This is a genomic window from Streptomyces brasiliensis (genome assembly GCF_014647875.1).
Taxonomy (GTDB): domain Bacteria; phylum Actinomycetota; class Actinomycetes; order Streptomycetales; family Streptomycetaceae; genus Streptomyces; species Streptomyces brasiliensis.
The window spans coordinates 121,663-134,859 of record NZ_BMQA01000005.1; the positions used below are offsets into that span (position 1 = coordinate 121,663).

Below are 13,197 nucleotides of genomic sequence, written 5' to 3' on the forward strand. Positions count from 1 at the left end.
CGCCGAGAACGACGAGGGCAGGGGGGTACGGCATGGCGCAGGAAACGGAACCGGCGGCGGAGGCGTCCGGGCAGGAGGAGGCCGGACCCGAGGAGACCCCGGCACGTCGGCGGCCCTGGGTGAAGTGGACGAGGCGCGTCGTCCTCACCCTCGTGCTCGTGCTCCTCGTCCCTCTCCTGGGGGCCGAGACCGCCCTCCGTGTGAACTACACCGGCGACCCGGCGGACGGCACGTACACCCGGGACAAGGACGCGATCTGGCTCGGCCACGCCTAGGTCGACGGCCGCAAGGACGACACCGACGTGAAGAACCTCGCCCGACGGCTCCGGGACACCGGCATCCGCGACCTGTACGTCCACTCGGGCCCCCTGGAGCACGACGGCACGCTCCCCAAGTCGGCTTACCCGAAGGCCCGGTGGCTCATCGCTGCCGTACACCGCGACCTCCCCGGCGTACGCGTCCAGGCCTGGCTGGGCGACAAGCTGGCCACCGAGAGCCCCGACGGTCTGCGTCTCGAGAACGCCGCCACCCGCGCCGCGGTGGTCCGCTCCACCCGCGAGATCCTTGCCACCGGCTTCGAGGGCGCCCACTTCGACCTGGAGCCACTCCACTCCGGCGACCGGAACTACCTCTCCCTCCTCGACGACCTGCGCCGCGTCACCCGCGACCACGACGCCCTGCTGTCGGTCGCCGCCCATCAGATCGACCCGGTTCCCGCCTTCCACTCCTTCTGGGGCGCGACCACCGGTCACCCCAAGTGGTGGTCGCAGTCGTTCTTCGGGCAGGTCGCGCGCCGGGTGGACCAGATCGCCGTCATGTCGTACGACACCATGCAGCCGCTCCAGAGCCTGTACGGCGGCTATGTCGCCCAGCAGACCGCACTGGCCCTGGAGGTCACCCCGCAGGGCACCGACCTCCTGATGGGCCTGCCCTTCTACCACGAGAACCGCTTCGGCCACTGGGCGCACGCCGAGACGGTCCCCGCCGCCGTGCGCGGTGTCCGCCTGGGTCTGTCCCGCACGGACGCGGACCGCGCCCGCTTCGGCGTGGCCCTCTATGTGGACTTCGCGGCGACGGAGGCCGACTGGACGGCGTACGAGAAGGACTGGGTCCGGTGACGTTCACACGGACATCGTCCAGACGTGTGGTCGTGCTCGACCGAGGTCAGGCCCGCCTGCGGATCTTCGAACCCAGCCACACCAGCGGGTCGTACTTGCGGTCGACCGCCCGTTCCTTCAACGGGATCAGCGCGTTGTCCGTGATTTTGATCCCCTCGGGGCAGACCTCCGTGCAGCACTTGGTGATGTTGCAGTAACCGAGGCCGTGTTCGTCCTGGGCCGTGCGCTTACGGTCCAGGCCGGTCTCGTCCGCCGCGTCCAGCGGGTGCATGTCCAGTTCCGCGACCCGCATGAGGAAGCGCGGGCCGGCGAAGGCCGCCTTGTTCTCCTCGTGGTCGCGGACGACATGGCAGGTGTCCTGGCAGAGGAAGCACTCGATGCACTTGCGGAACTCCTGCGAGCGGTCCACGTCCTCCTGCATCATCCGGTACTCGCCGGGACCCACTCCCTCGGGCGGCACGAACGACGGGACCTCGCGCGCCTTCTCGTAGTTGAAGCCGACGTCCGTCACCAGGTCGCGGATCACCGGGAACGCGCGCAGGGGCGTCACGGTGATCGTCTCGTCGCGGGTGAAGACCGACATGCGCGTCATGCACATCAGACGCGGACGCCCGTTGATCTCCGCGCTGCACGAACCGCACTTGCCCGCCTTGCAGTTCCAGCGCACGGCGAGATCGGGCGCCTGGGTGGCCTGGAGGCGATGGATGATGTCCAGGACCACTTCGCCGTCGTTGACCTCGACCGCGAAGTCCTTCAGGCCGCCGCCCTCGACGTCCCCGCGCCACACCTTGAAGCGGGCCTCGTAGCTGCTCACTCGTAGAGCTCCTCTTCGGTGAGGTACTTGACCAGCTCCTCCTTCTCGAAGAGGGCGAGCAGGTCGGAGCGGATGGGTTCGGTGGTCTCACGGGTGAGGGTGATCTGGCCGCGCACGGGGTCGGTCGCCGCCAGGCCGCCGGTGGGGTCGGCGGCCGCGCACAGCAGATTGATGTTGCGCCACCTGCGGTCCATCGTCGGGTGGTCCTCGCGGGTGTGCCCGCCGCGCGACTCCGTGCGCTCCAGGGCCGCCCGGGCCACGCATTCGCTGACCAGCAGCATGTTCCGCAGGTCGAGGGCGAGATGCCAGCCCGGGTTGAACTGGCGGTGGCCCTCGACCCCGGCACGCCGCGCTCGCACGCGCAGCTCGGCCAGCTTCCGCAGGGCCTGCTCCATCTCGCCCTCCCGGCGGATGATGCCGACCAGGTCGTTCATCGCCTGCTGGAGTTCCTGGTGCAGGGTGTAGGGGTTCTCGGGCGGCCCTCCGACGGGCTCACCGGCATCGGCGGCCTCCACCTCGGCCGAGAACGGCCGCAGTGCCTCCGCGGCCGCCGTGTCGATCTGGGTATCGTCGACCGCCTGACGCCCGCCCGCCCCGGCCGCGTACTCCGCCGCGTGCCAGCCCGCCCGGCGCCCGAAGACCAGCAGGTCGGAGAGCGAGTTGCCGCCCAGCCGGTTGGAGCCGTGCATACCGCCCGCGACCTCACCAGCCGCGAACAGCCCGGGCACCCCGCGCGCCGCCGCGCTGTCGGAGTCGACCGCGATGCCGCCCATCACGTAGTGGCAGGTCGGCCCGACCTCCATCGGCTCCGCCGTGATGTCGACGTCGGCCAGCTCCTTGAACTGGTGGTACATGGACGGCAGCCGGCGCCGGATGACCTCGGCGGGCATCCGGGTGGACACGTCCAGGAAGACCCCGCCGTGCGGGGAGCCCCGGCCCGCCTTCACCTCGGAGTTGATCGCGCGGGCCACCTCGTCGCGGGGGAGCAGTTCGGGCGGACGCCGGTTGTTGTCCGGGTCGTCGTACCAGCGGTCGCCCTCCTCCTCCGACTCGGCGTACTTCTCCTTGAAGACGTCGGGGATGTAGTCGAACATGAACCGCTTGCCGTCGGAGTTCCTGAGCACCCCGCCGTCGCCGCGCACCGACTCGGTGACGAGGATGCCCTTCACCGAGGGCGGCCAGACCATGCCGGTGGGGTGGAACTGCACGAACTCCATGTTCAGCAGCGGCGCGCCCGCGAGCAGCGCGAGCGCGTGCCCGTCGCCGGTGTACTCCCACGAGTTCGACGTCACCTTGAAGGACTTGCCGATGCCACCGGTCGCGATGACGACGGCAGGCGCCTCGAGCACGAAGAAACGGCCGGTCTCGCGCTCGTAGGCGAAGACGCCGTTCACGCGTGAGCCCGCGGCGGAGCCGCTGTCGGGCACAGTCTTCAGGATCCGGGTGACCGTGCACTCCTGGAACACCTTCAGCCGGGACTCGTAGTCCCCGGTCTCCCGGTGGTCCTCCTGCTGCAGTGCCACGATCTTCTGCTGGAGCGTGCGGATCAGTTCCAGGCCCGTACGGTCCCCGACGTGCGCGAGACGCGGGTACTCGTGGCCGCCGAAGTTGCGCTGCGAGATCTTCCCGTCCTTCGTACGGTCGAACAGCGCGCCCCAGGTCTCCAGCTCCCAGACCCGGTCCGGGGCCTCCTGCGCGTGCAGTTCGGCCATCCGCCACTGGTTGAGGAACTTGCCGCCGCGCATGGTGTCGCGGAAGTGGACCTGCCAGGTGTCGTGCTCGTTGACGTTGGCCATCGCCGCCGCGATGCCGCCCTCGGCCATCACCGTGTGCGCCTTGCCGAACAGTGACTTGCAGATCACCGCCGTACGGGCGCCCCGCTCCCGCGCCTCGATCGCGGCACGCAGCCCGGCACCGCCGGCACCGACCACGACGACGTCCCACTCCTGTCGGTCGACCACGGACATCAGAAGTCCCACCCCATCTAGAAGAAGCGCGGATCGTCGAAGACACCGGACGCGAGCAGGTACACGTAGAAGTCGGCGAGCGCCACGCTCACCAGTGACGCCCAGGCCAGCTGCATATGACGGGCGTTCAGCCTCCCGACGAACTGCCACGCCCGGTATCGCAAGGGGTGTCTGGAGAAGTGTTTGAGCTTGCCGCCTACGATGTGCCGGCAGGAGTGGCAGGACAGGGTGTAGGCCCAGATCAGCACGATGTTCGCCAGGAACACGAGCGTGCCGAGGCCCATGTGACCCCACGCGTAGTGCTCGTCGCGGAAGGACAGCACGGTGTCGTAGGTGAGGACTCCGGCGACCAGCAGGGCGGCGTAGAAGAAGTACCGGTGGACGTTCTGCAGGATCAGCGGGAAGCGGGTCTCGCCGGTGTACTTCGCGTGCGGCTCGGCCACCGCGCAGGCCGGCGGGGACGCCCAGAAGCTGCGGTAGTAGGCCTTGCGGTAGTAGTAGCAGGTGAGCCGGAAGCCCAGCGGGAAGATCAGGATGATGATCGCCGGGGAGATGGCCCACCAGCTGCCGAAGAGGTCGGCGTTCGGGCCGGCGTGCATCGTCTCGCAGTTCCGCGCCAGACAGGGCGAGTAGAAGGGCGAGACGTACGGCGCCGCGTAGTAGTCCGCGTTCGCGAAGGCCCGCCAGGTCGAGTAGACGACGAAGGCGAACAGACCGGCCGCGGTGACGGCGGGCGCCAGCCACCAGCGGTCGGTCCGCAGATGCGGTGCGGTGATCGCGGCGCGCGTACGGATGCGTACGCCGCCGCTGCTTCGATGGGGTTCCGTACCAGTGGCCAACTTATGACTCCGGTCGGGTCAGGGGGCGTGCCGGTCGCGGGCGCCGAGACCCTCGTCGTCCGTGTCCGTCCACAGACTGATGTCGTACGGGGTGTCGGAGATGGTGACGAGGTCGGGGCGGCGCGGCTGGGACAGCCCGGGAGCTGCCTCGCGCAGCAGTGCCACGCTCTCGCGCAGATGGTCGGTGTCGGTACGGACGCGGCGCATCTCGAGTCCGCCGCTCCCGAGGTGCTGCTCGAGCCGGCCGACGGACCGGACCAGGTCTTCTATACAGCGCTGGACTGACGTCAGGTCGTCGTGCATGGACATGACGTGACCTCACTTCCACGGACCTCGCGGTCCAAGGCGGCAACGTTCATGCGCCTGCGAGTGTTGCGCGTCACACCTGTGGATGTGAAGGGATGTGCAGCGATTGGCGTATCGCGTTCCCTCGCGCACGCTCGCACGCGCGCTGTGTGTGCGCCGGGGCACGTTCCGCCGCACGGGTGGCCTTGAGGGCCGCCGTCGCCGTGTCGCTCCCGGCAGTCGGACCCGTTCCCCTTCAGTGGGTCCATAGATCTGATCTGATCAGCTTCCAAAATACCGCCAAAAGTGCACAGACCCCACCCAAGTCACCGGGCTCCCCGGAGGTAGCAGAGATGTCCCACGACGGCGTCGGACTACGCGCGGTCATGCGCTCGGTCGCCTTCCTCACCGCGGGCGCGCTCGCGGTGCCCGTCCTCGCCGGCTGCGGTTCCGACGAAGAGGTCAGCCGCCCGCTGGCCGGACAGGACATCGCCTCCGCCGCCCGCGACGTGGTAGCCGACGGCGGCACCCTGCACTGGGCCGTGGACGCGGTGCCGGAGACCCTGAACACCTTCCAGGCCGACGCGGACGCCGGCACCACCGAGGTCGCGCAGGCCGTCCTGCCGTCGATGTTCCGCCTCGACCAGAACGGCCGCCCGGTCCGCAACCCCGACTTCCTCGAATCCGCCCGGGTCATCGAGACCGAGCCCCGCCAGGTCGTCCTGTACAAGCTCGACCAGCAGGCCGTCTGGAGCGACGGCCGGGAGATCGGCGCCGCCGACTTCGCCGCCCAGTGGCGCGCCCTGTCCGGCAAGGACAGCGCCTACTGGACCGCCCGCAACGCCGGCTACGACCGCATCGAGAAGATCGAGCGCGGTGCCAACGACCTCGAGGTCCGGGTCACCTTCAGCCGCCCCTACGCCGACTGGAAGTCGCTGTTCTCCCCCCTCTACCCGAAGGACGTCATGGGCACCCCGGACGCCTTCAACGACGGGGCGCGCCGCAAGCTCAACGTCTCCGCCGGGCCCTTCCGCATCCAGAAGGTCGACACCCAGGCCAAGGAAGTCGTCCTCACCCGCAACCCACGCTGGTGGGGGCACCCCGCCAAGCTGTCCGAGATCGTGCTGCAGGCCGTGCCCCGCGAGCAGCGGGCCGCCGCGCTCGCCGCCGGCACCGTGGACCTCGCCGACGTCGACCCCGCCGAGGCCGAGCGCATCACCGTGGCCGCCCGAGCGAACAGTGGTGGCACCCCGTTCCAGGGCGCCGGACGCACCTCCGCCAAGAAGCTGCGCACCTGGGCACTCGCCCACGGCTTCGACTCCGACAAGATCCCCACCGGCGAGAAGAAGCTGGCCCGCACCATCTCGAAGTATCTGCGCGAGCAGGAGGTGCTGCGCGCCTTCGAGGTCCGCAAGTCCCTGGAGCCCGCCTACACCCAGCTCGCCATGAACGGCTCCGCCGGACCCCTCGCCGACGAGCGGGTCCGCCGGGCCGTGGCCCGCGCCCTGGATCGCAAACAGCTGGCCAAGGTCGTCCTGACCCCGCTCGGCCTGCCCGCCGTACCGGTCGGCAGCCACCTGGCGCTGTCCGGCCAGGCCGACTACGCCGACAACAGCGGTGCCCTCGGCGGCCAGGACACCGCGGAGGCACAGGCGCTGCTCGCCGACGCCGGATGGGTGCCCGGCGGTCCGGTCAAGCAGGAGAAGAAGGCCGGGAAGGCGGCCGGCCCGCAGGCGACGAAGGACGGCGAGTCCCAGGACGGCGACGGCACGTACATCGTCGGCGAGGACGACAAGGCGCCGCGCGAGACCGCCGACGAACCCAAGACCGCCACCCGCGACCACACCGGGCACGACGCGGAGAGCGGCACCCGGCTCGCGCGGGACGGCAAGCAGCCCACGGACAAGCACCCGCCGCAGGGCGGGGCGCCCGGCGCGTACGCCCCCAAGGGCACCGCCGCCCCCGCGGGCGCCGCGGCCGGTCCGCTGGCCAAGGACGGCAAGGCGCTCACCCTGCGCTTCGTGCTCCCCTCGGGGCCCGGCTCGCAGAGCCTGCGGTCGGTCGCGGACCGGATCTCGCAGATGCTCGACAAGGTCGGCATCGTCACCGAGATCACCAAGGTCCCGGACGAGAGCTACTTCAAGGACCACATCGCCGCCGGACAGTACGACCTCGCCCTTTACTCCTGGCCGTCGACGCCGTTCCCCGCCACCGACGCCCGCCCGATCTACGCCAAGCCGGCCGCGGCCGCCGACGGCTCCCTGAACGTCGAGCAGAACTACACCCGCGTCGGCACCGACCAGGTCGACCAGCTCTTCGACCAGGCCTCCGCCACCCTCGACGAGGACGAGGCGCGCTCCCTGATCCGCAAGGCCGACGCCCGCATCTGGGTGGCGGCCGGATCCATCCCGCTCTATCAGCGCCCCCAGCTCATCGGCGCACGGAAGGACCTGGTCAACGCCGGAGCCTTCGGCTTCCAGACGCCTGTCTACGAGGACATGGGCTTCCTGAAGAAGGGCGCGAAGCTCTCGCCCGGCCCCTCCGGCAGCTGAGGCCCCCGTGGCCCTGAGGAGGCCGACCCCCTCGGGGCCACGTAACATGGGGTGAGGCCGTGGCATGTCAAGCCCGGCAGGGCCCGCGTCACACGGACGTACGCAGAGGGCCTTCCTCACACCCCGGGAGTACGTCGCAATATGGCTGTGTCCACGACACGTCACGACATCCGCAACGTCGCCATCGTCGCCCACGTCGACCACGGCAAGACGACCATCGTCGACGGCATGCTGAAGCAGGCCGGTGCCTTCGCCGCCCACCAGCTCGACTCGGTCGACGACCGCATGATGGACTCGAACGACCTGGAGCGTGAGAAGGGCATCACGATCCTCGCCAAGAACACGGCGGTCAAGTACCACCCGAAGGACGGCGGGGACCCGATCACCATCAACATCATCGACACCCCCGGCCACGCCGACTTCGGCGGCGAGGTCGAGCGCGGTCTGTCGATGGTCGACGGCGTCGTGCTGCTCGTCGACGCCTCCGAGGGCCCGCTGCCGCAGACCCGCTTCGTGCTGCGCAAGGCGCTCCAGGCCCGCCTGCCCGTCATCCTCTGCATCAACAAGACGGACCGCCCGGACGCCCGTATCGACGAGGTCGTCAACGAGACGTACGACCTCTTCCTCGACCTGGACGCGGACGAGGAGCAGATCGAGTTCCCGATCGTGTACGCCTGCGGCCGCGACGGCATCGCCTCGCTGACCAAGCCCGACAACGGCACGGTCCCCGCCGACAGCGACAGCCTCGAGCCGTTCTTCTCCACGATCCTCGAGCACATCCCGGCCCCGACGTACGAGGAGGACGCGCCGCTGCAGGCCCACGTCACCAACCTCGACGCGGACAACTTCCTCGGCCGTATCGCGCTCCTGCGTGTCGAGCAGGGCGAACTGCGCAAGGGCCAGACCGTGGCCTGGATCAAGCGCGACGGTTCCATCAGCAACGTGCGCATCAGCGAGCTGATGATGACCGAGGCGCTCACCCGCAAGCCCGCCGAGAAGGCCGGCCCGGGTGACATCTGCGCCGTCGCCGGTATCCCGGACATCATGATCGGCGAGACGCTGGCCGACCCGGAGAACCCGGTCGCGCTCCCGCTGATCACGGTCGACGAGCCCGCGATCTCCATGGTCATCGGCACCAACACCTCCCCGCTGGTCGGCCGTGGCGGTACCGGCAAGGGCGCCGACGCGAAGGCGGCCGTCAAGGACCGCAAGGTCACCGCCCGGCAGGTCAAGGACCGGCTCGACCGCGAGCTGATCGGTAACGTCTCGCTCCGCGTCCTGGAGACCGAGCGTCCCGACGCCTGGGAGGTCCAGGGCCGCGGTGAGCTGGCGCTCGCCATCCTGGTCGAGACGATGCGCCGGGAGGGCTACGAGCTGACGGTCGGCAAGCCCCAGGTCGTCACCAAGGAGGTCGACGGCAAGGTCCACGAGCCCGTCGAGCGCATGACGGTCGACGTGCCCGAGGAGCACATGGGCGCCGTCACGCAGCTCATGGGCGTCCGCAAGGGCCGGATGGACAACATGTCCAACCACGGCTCGGGCTGGGTGCGCATGGAGTTCGTGGTGCCGTCCCGCGGTCTCATCGGCTTCCGTACGGAGTTCCTGACGCAGACCCGCGGCACGGGCATCGGCCACTCCATCCACGAGGGCCACGAGCCCTGGTTCGGCACGCTCCAGACCCGCAACAACGGTTCGCTGGTCGCCGACCGCTCCGGCGGCGTCACCGCGTTCGCGATGACCAACCTCCAGGAGCGCGGCGTGCTGTTCGTGGAGCCGGGCACCGAGGTGTACGAGGGCATGATCGTCGGCGAGAACTCGCGCGCCGACGACATGGACGTGAACATCACCAAGGAGAAGAAGCTCACCAACATGCGGTCCTCGACGGCCGACGTGGCCGAGTCGATCGTGCCGCCGCGCAAGCTGTCGCTCGAGCAGTCCCTGGAGTTCTGCCGCGACGACGAGTGCGTCGAGGTGACCCCGGAGGCGGTCCGCATCCGCAAGGTGAACCTGGACGCCCGCGAGCGTGCCCGCGCCGCCAGCCGGGCCAAGCACGGCTGACGCCAAAGCCGGCGCAAAAACTGAGCCCGGGTGCCCCCCATCGTGGGGGCTCCCGGGCTTTTTGCAACTCCTTTTCGCCGGCCCGATGTCCGAAACGCGGAGATCGCTGCCCGATAGCCATGTAACACGTCCGTTTCGTGGCCTTCTCGACTCGAACAGTTTGTCCAGATTTTGGAAGGTCTAGGCGGCAGCCGTGACTGAATTGAGATTTAAGAACTGTGGTCGGGTGTTGGCTCATGGCAGATAGTTAGCCGCGTAGCGCTCGGGTCAATGGGTCACGCGCTGTGGGGACAGCGCTCGACTCACGAGCACCAGGGGGTGTCTGACCCTCCGTCAGGGGTGTCGGAGGTCGCGGACGGTAACCCCCTCCTGTTGGTGAAGACGTGAAGTCATGAGGAGGAACACCCATGTGCGGTGTCACGAACACCAAATGGGTCGCGACCGCGCCGTCCGGCCGTCCGGACCCCGCCCGTTCGTCCTGCGGTCAGCTCTGAGACATAGACCGGCCGTTCAGTGTGGCCGTTCAACTACGCGCGTCCGACTGCGGATTCGCGATTCTCGGAGTACCCAGGGTCTCCTTCACCCATACCTGTGAAACGGACGAACTGTGACAAGTCCTATCGACATTGAGGACGGCGGGACTTCGGTGGTCGTCGACGGCGAACCGGGGCCGAAGACGAAGACCGAGGACGTCAAGCTCGAGGGCCGGTCCCCCGGCCAGCTGATGTGGATCCGCTTCAAGCGGGACCGTACGGGCGTGATCTCGGCCTACGTCGTGGGCTTCTTCTTCCTGATCGGCCTGTGCGCCCCACTGATCTCCAAGCTCTACGGCAAGGACCCGTACACGGTGTTCGCCGACGAGCGCCCCGAACTGTTCGACAGCGCGGGCGTGCCCGTCCAGCCCAACGGCGGCATCAGCGGCGACTTCTGGTTCGGACTCGAGCCCGGCAACGGCTACGACGTCTTCACCAAGCTGATCTACGGCATCCGCACCTCGCTGATGATCTCCATCGCGGTCACGATCGCGGTCGTCGTGACCGGCATCCTGCTCGGTGTCGCGGCCGGCTACCTGGGCGGCAGGACCGACTTCTTCATCGGCCGTGTCATCGACTTCCTGCTCGCGTTCCCCGCCCAGCTGTTCTTCATCGCGAGCATGCCCGTCGTGGTCTCACTGTTCGTCAGTCCCCGTGACGAGACGCCGACTTACGTCCGCGTGGTGGCGCTGATCCTGGTGCAGTGGTTCCTCGGCTGGATGAGCCTCGCCCGCATCCTGCGCGGCACTTCGCTGGCCCTGCGGGAACGGGAGTTCATCGAGGCCGCGAAGGTGAGCGGTGCCTCGTCCTGGCGGATCATCCGCAAGGAGATCCTGCCCAACGTCGTCACGCCGCTGCTGGTGCAGGCGACGTACATGCTGCCCGCCTTCGTGACCGCCGAGGCCGGTCTGTCCTACCTGGGTGTGGGCATCGTCGAACCGACGCCCGACTGGGGGCAGATGTTCGCCAAGGCGTCGACCGAACTCGTACTGCGCAACGACATCACCTACATGTTCTTCCCGGGCATCTCGATGATCATCTTCATCGTGGCGTTCAACCTGCTCGGGGACTCGGTCAGGGACGCTTTCGACCCCAAGGCCGCGCGCTGACCGGCTGGTTGTTCCGTTCGGCTTCAGCATGCACGGAACTTCTTTCACAGCAGTAACTTCCGCACTGGTGACACATAGATGGGTAGGAAACTTCAGTGATGAGTAGGGGCGGACGCCACGTATACGGCGCACTCTCCGTGCTCGCGGCCGGAGCTCTTGTGCTCACCGGTTGCAGCAAGGGCGGCAGCGACAGCGGCACCAACGACAAGAAGGACCAGGAGAACGCCAAGCGCCAGCAGTCGTCGATCAAGTTCGGCAACGCCGCGGACTCCACGGGCCCGGCCGCGGAGGTCCCGGGCGCCAAGAGCGGCGGCACCCTCGAGGTGCTGCAGCGCGACAGCTACGCGCACCTCGACCCGGCCCAGATCTATGTCTCCGACGAGGGCTCGCTCGCGAACCTGATCCACAGAGGCCTGACGGGCTACAAGGCGACCAGCAACGACGGCTCCCAGCACGAGGTCGTCGGCGACCTCGCCACCGACTCCGGTACCACCACGGACGGCGGCAAGACCTGGAAGTACACCCTGAAGGACGGCATCAAGTTCGCCGACGGGACGCCGATCACGGCCAAGGACGTCCGGCACACCTTCGAGCGGATGTTCGCTCCCTTCATCAACCAGGGACCGGCGTACATCCAGCAGTGGCTGGCCGACACCCCGGGCGCGGACTACCGCAAGCTCCTCAAGGACGGCCCCTACAAGGGCAAGCACCTGCCCGACTCGGTCCTCGAGACGCCGGACGACAAGACGATCGTCTTCCACTTCAAGACGGCCCACCCCGACCTGCCGTACGCGCTCGCCATGGCGGGTTACGCGGTGGTGTCCGAGAAGGGCGACACCAAGGAGCGCTACGACAAGGCGCCCGTGACGTCCGGCCCGTACAAGGTCCAGTCGTTCAAGTCGGGCAAGTCGATGGTGCTCGTCAAGAACCCGAACTGGGACGCGAAGACGGACCCGATCCGCCACCAGTACGTGGACCAGATGAACTTCACGTTCAACCAGCAGTTCGAGACGTCCACCAAGGCCCTGCTCGCGGACAGTGGCGCGGACCAGGCCGGCGTCAGCTTCAACAACCAGGTGGACGCGGGCAACCTGTCCAACGTCCTCAAGGACCCGAAGCTCAAGTCCCGTGTCGTCTCCGGCTACCAGTCGTACGTCGGCCAGATGAACATCAACATGAAGCACCCGGCGATGCAGGACAAGAAGGTGCGCGAGGCCATCGCCTACGCCCTTCCCATCACGCCGTTCGTCCGTGCCTACGGCGGCACCGACGCGATGGAGGTCGCCGGCGGTCTGATCTCCCCGACCGTCTCCGGCTACGACGCCTCCTTCGACCCGTTCGGCAAGAAGAAGAAGCCGGCCGGTGACCCGGAGAAGGCCAAGGCCCTCCTCAAGGAGGCCGGCAAGCTCAACATGAAGCTGACCTTCGGCTACATCAACACCCCCGAGGGCCAGCAGTACTCCACCGCGATGGCGGCAGGCCTGAAGAAGGCCGGCTTCGACGTCCAGCGCCAGGAGATCCCGGCCGAGACCTACTACGACCAGGTCAGCAAGCTCGACAACAACTACGACATCTTCCACACCGCGTGGGGTGCCGACTGGCCGTCCGCCTCGACCGTGATCCCGCCGCTGTACGACGGCCGCGTGATCGCCGACGGCGCGCAGAACTACTCGCAGATCAACGACTCGAAGCTCAACAGCGAGATCGACCGCGTCAACCAGATCACCGACCCGGTCAAGTCCGCGGCCGAGTGGGAGAAGCTCGACCAGTACATCGTGAAGGACCTCGTCAACGTCGTCCCGACCGCGTACTACAAGCAGAGCCAGATCGCCGGATCCAAGGTCGGCGGCCTCGTCTACGACGACGTGATCGGCGGCATCGACCCGCGTCGTCTGTTCATCAAGTAACCGTCCCCAGCCGGT

The 13,197-nt window shown here is 68.3% G+C and carries 8 protein-coding genes and 1 pseudogene; 5 read left to right on the forward strand and 4 right to left on the reverse strand.

Features of this window, described 5'->3' with window-relative positions:
• The first annotated feature begins 32 nt into the window (after positions 1–32).
• Positions 33–1,118 (forward strand): annotated as a pseudogene (locus tag IEZ19_RS09970) (glycoside hydrolase family 18 protein).
• A gap of 46 nt (positions 1,119–1,164) precedes the next feature.
• Here IEZ19_RS09970 and IEZ19_RS09975 read toward each other — a convergent pair.
• Genes IEZ19_RS09975 through IEZ19_RS09990 form a run of 4 tightly spaced genes read right to left on the reverse strand, consistent with a single transcriptional unit; the run spans position 1,165 to position 5,047 of the window.
• Positions 1,165–1,932: a succinate dehydrogenase/fumarate reductase iron-sulfur subunit gene (locus IEZ19_RS09975; RefSeq protein WP_189310753.1), complete on the reverse strand. Its 768-nt coding sequence runs from the start codon at positions 1,930–1,932 to the stop codon at positions 1,165–1,167.
• Positions 1,929–3,899 (reverse strand): fumarate reductase/succinate dehydrogenase flavoprotein subunit, encoded by a 1,971-nt coding sequence (locus tag IEZ19_RS09980; RefSeq protein WP_189310754.1) that lies wholly within the window; start codon positions 3,897–3,899, stop codon positions 1,929–1,931. Before IEZ19_RS09980 ends, IEZ19_RS09975 begins: the two co-directional genes overlap by 4 nt.
• A 17-nt stretch (positions 3,900–3,916) precedes the next feature.
• Entirely contained in the window at positions 3,917–4,738 is an 822-nt protein-coding gene (gene sdhC / locus IEZ19_RS09985; RefSeq protein ID WP_189310755.1) for a succinate dehydrogenase subunit SdhC, read from the reverse strand.
• An 18-nt stretch (positions 4,739–4,756) separates the two neighbouring features.
• Positions 4,757–5,047: an Rv0250c family protein gene (locus tag IEZ19_RS09990; protein WP_189310756.1), complete on the reverse strand. Its 291-nt coding sequence runs from the start codon at positions 5,045–5,047 to the stop codon at positions 4,757–4,759.
• A 329-nt stretch (positions 5,048–5,376) separates the two neighbouring features.
• Here IEZ19_RS09990 and IEZ19_RS09995 point away from each other — a divergent pair, with 329 nt between their 5' ends.
• The 4 genes from IEZ19_RS09995 (at position 5,377) to IEZ19_RS10010 (ending at position 13,182) form a co-directional block, all read left to right on the forward strand.
• A complete protein-coding gene (locus tag IEZ19_RS09995; RefSeq protein ID WP_189310757.1) occupies positions 5,377–7,575 on the forward strand; it encodes an ABC transporter family substrate-binding protein in 2,199 nt (732 codons plus the stop codon).
• 141 nt (positions 7,576–7,716) lie between these two features.
• Complete coding sequence (typA, locus tag IEZ19_RS10000) at positions 7,717–9,633, forward strand: translational GTPase TypA (RefSeq protein ID WP_189310758.1); 1,917 nt, start codon at positions 7,717–7,719, stop codon at positions 9,631–9,633.
• A 607-nt stretch (positions 9,634–10,240) separates the two neighbouring features.
• Positions 10,241–11,275 (forward strand): ABC transporter permease, encoded by a 1,035-nt coding sequence (locus IEZ19_RS10005; protein WP_189310759.1) that lies wholly within the window; start codon positions 10,241–10,243, stop codon positions 11,273–11,275.
• Positions 11,276–11,373: 98 nt separating this feature from the next.
• Positions 11,374–13,182 (forward strand): ABC transporter substrate-binding protein, encoded by a 1,809-nt coding sequence (locus IEZ19_RS10010; protein WP_189310760.1) that lies wholly within the window; start codon positions 11,374–11,376, stop codon positions 13,180–13,182.
• Positions 13,183–13,197: the final 15 nt, after the last annotated feature.

Coding starts and splice junctions, on each gene's coding strand:
- IEZ19_RS09980 (WP_189310754.1), bottom strand. CDS start 3,899: ATGTCCGTGGTCGACCGACAGGAGTGGGACGTCGTCGTGGTCGGTGCC.
- IEZ19_RS09990 (WP_189310756.1), bottom strand. CDS start 5,047: ATGTCCATGCACGACGACCTGACGTCAGTCCAGCGCTGTATAGAAGAC.
- IEZ19_RS09995 (WP_189310757.1), top strand. CDS start 5,377: ATGTCCCACGACGGCGTCGGACTACGCGCGGTCATGCGCTCGGTCGCC.
- typA (WP_189310758.1), top strand. CDS start 7,717: ATGGCTGTGTCCACGACACGTCACGACATCCGCAACGTCGCCATCGTC.
- IEZ19_RS10010 (WP_189310760.1), top strand. CDS start 11,374: ATGAGTAGGGGCGGACGCCACGTATACGGCGCACTCTCCGTGCTCGCG.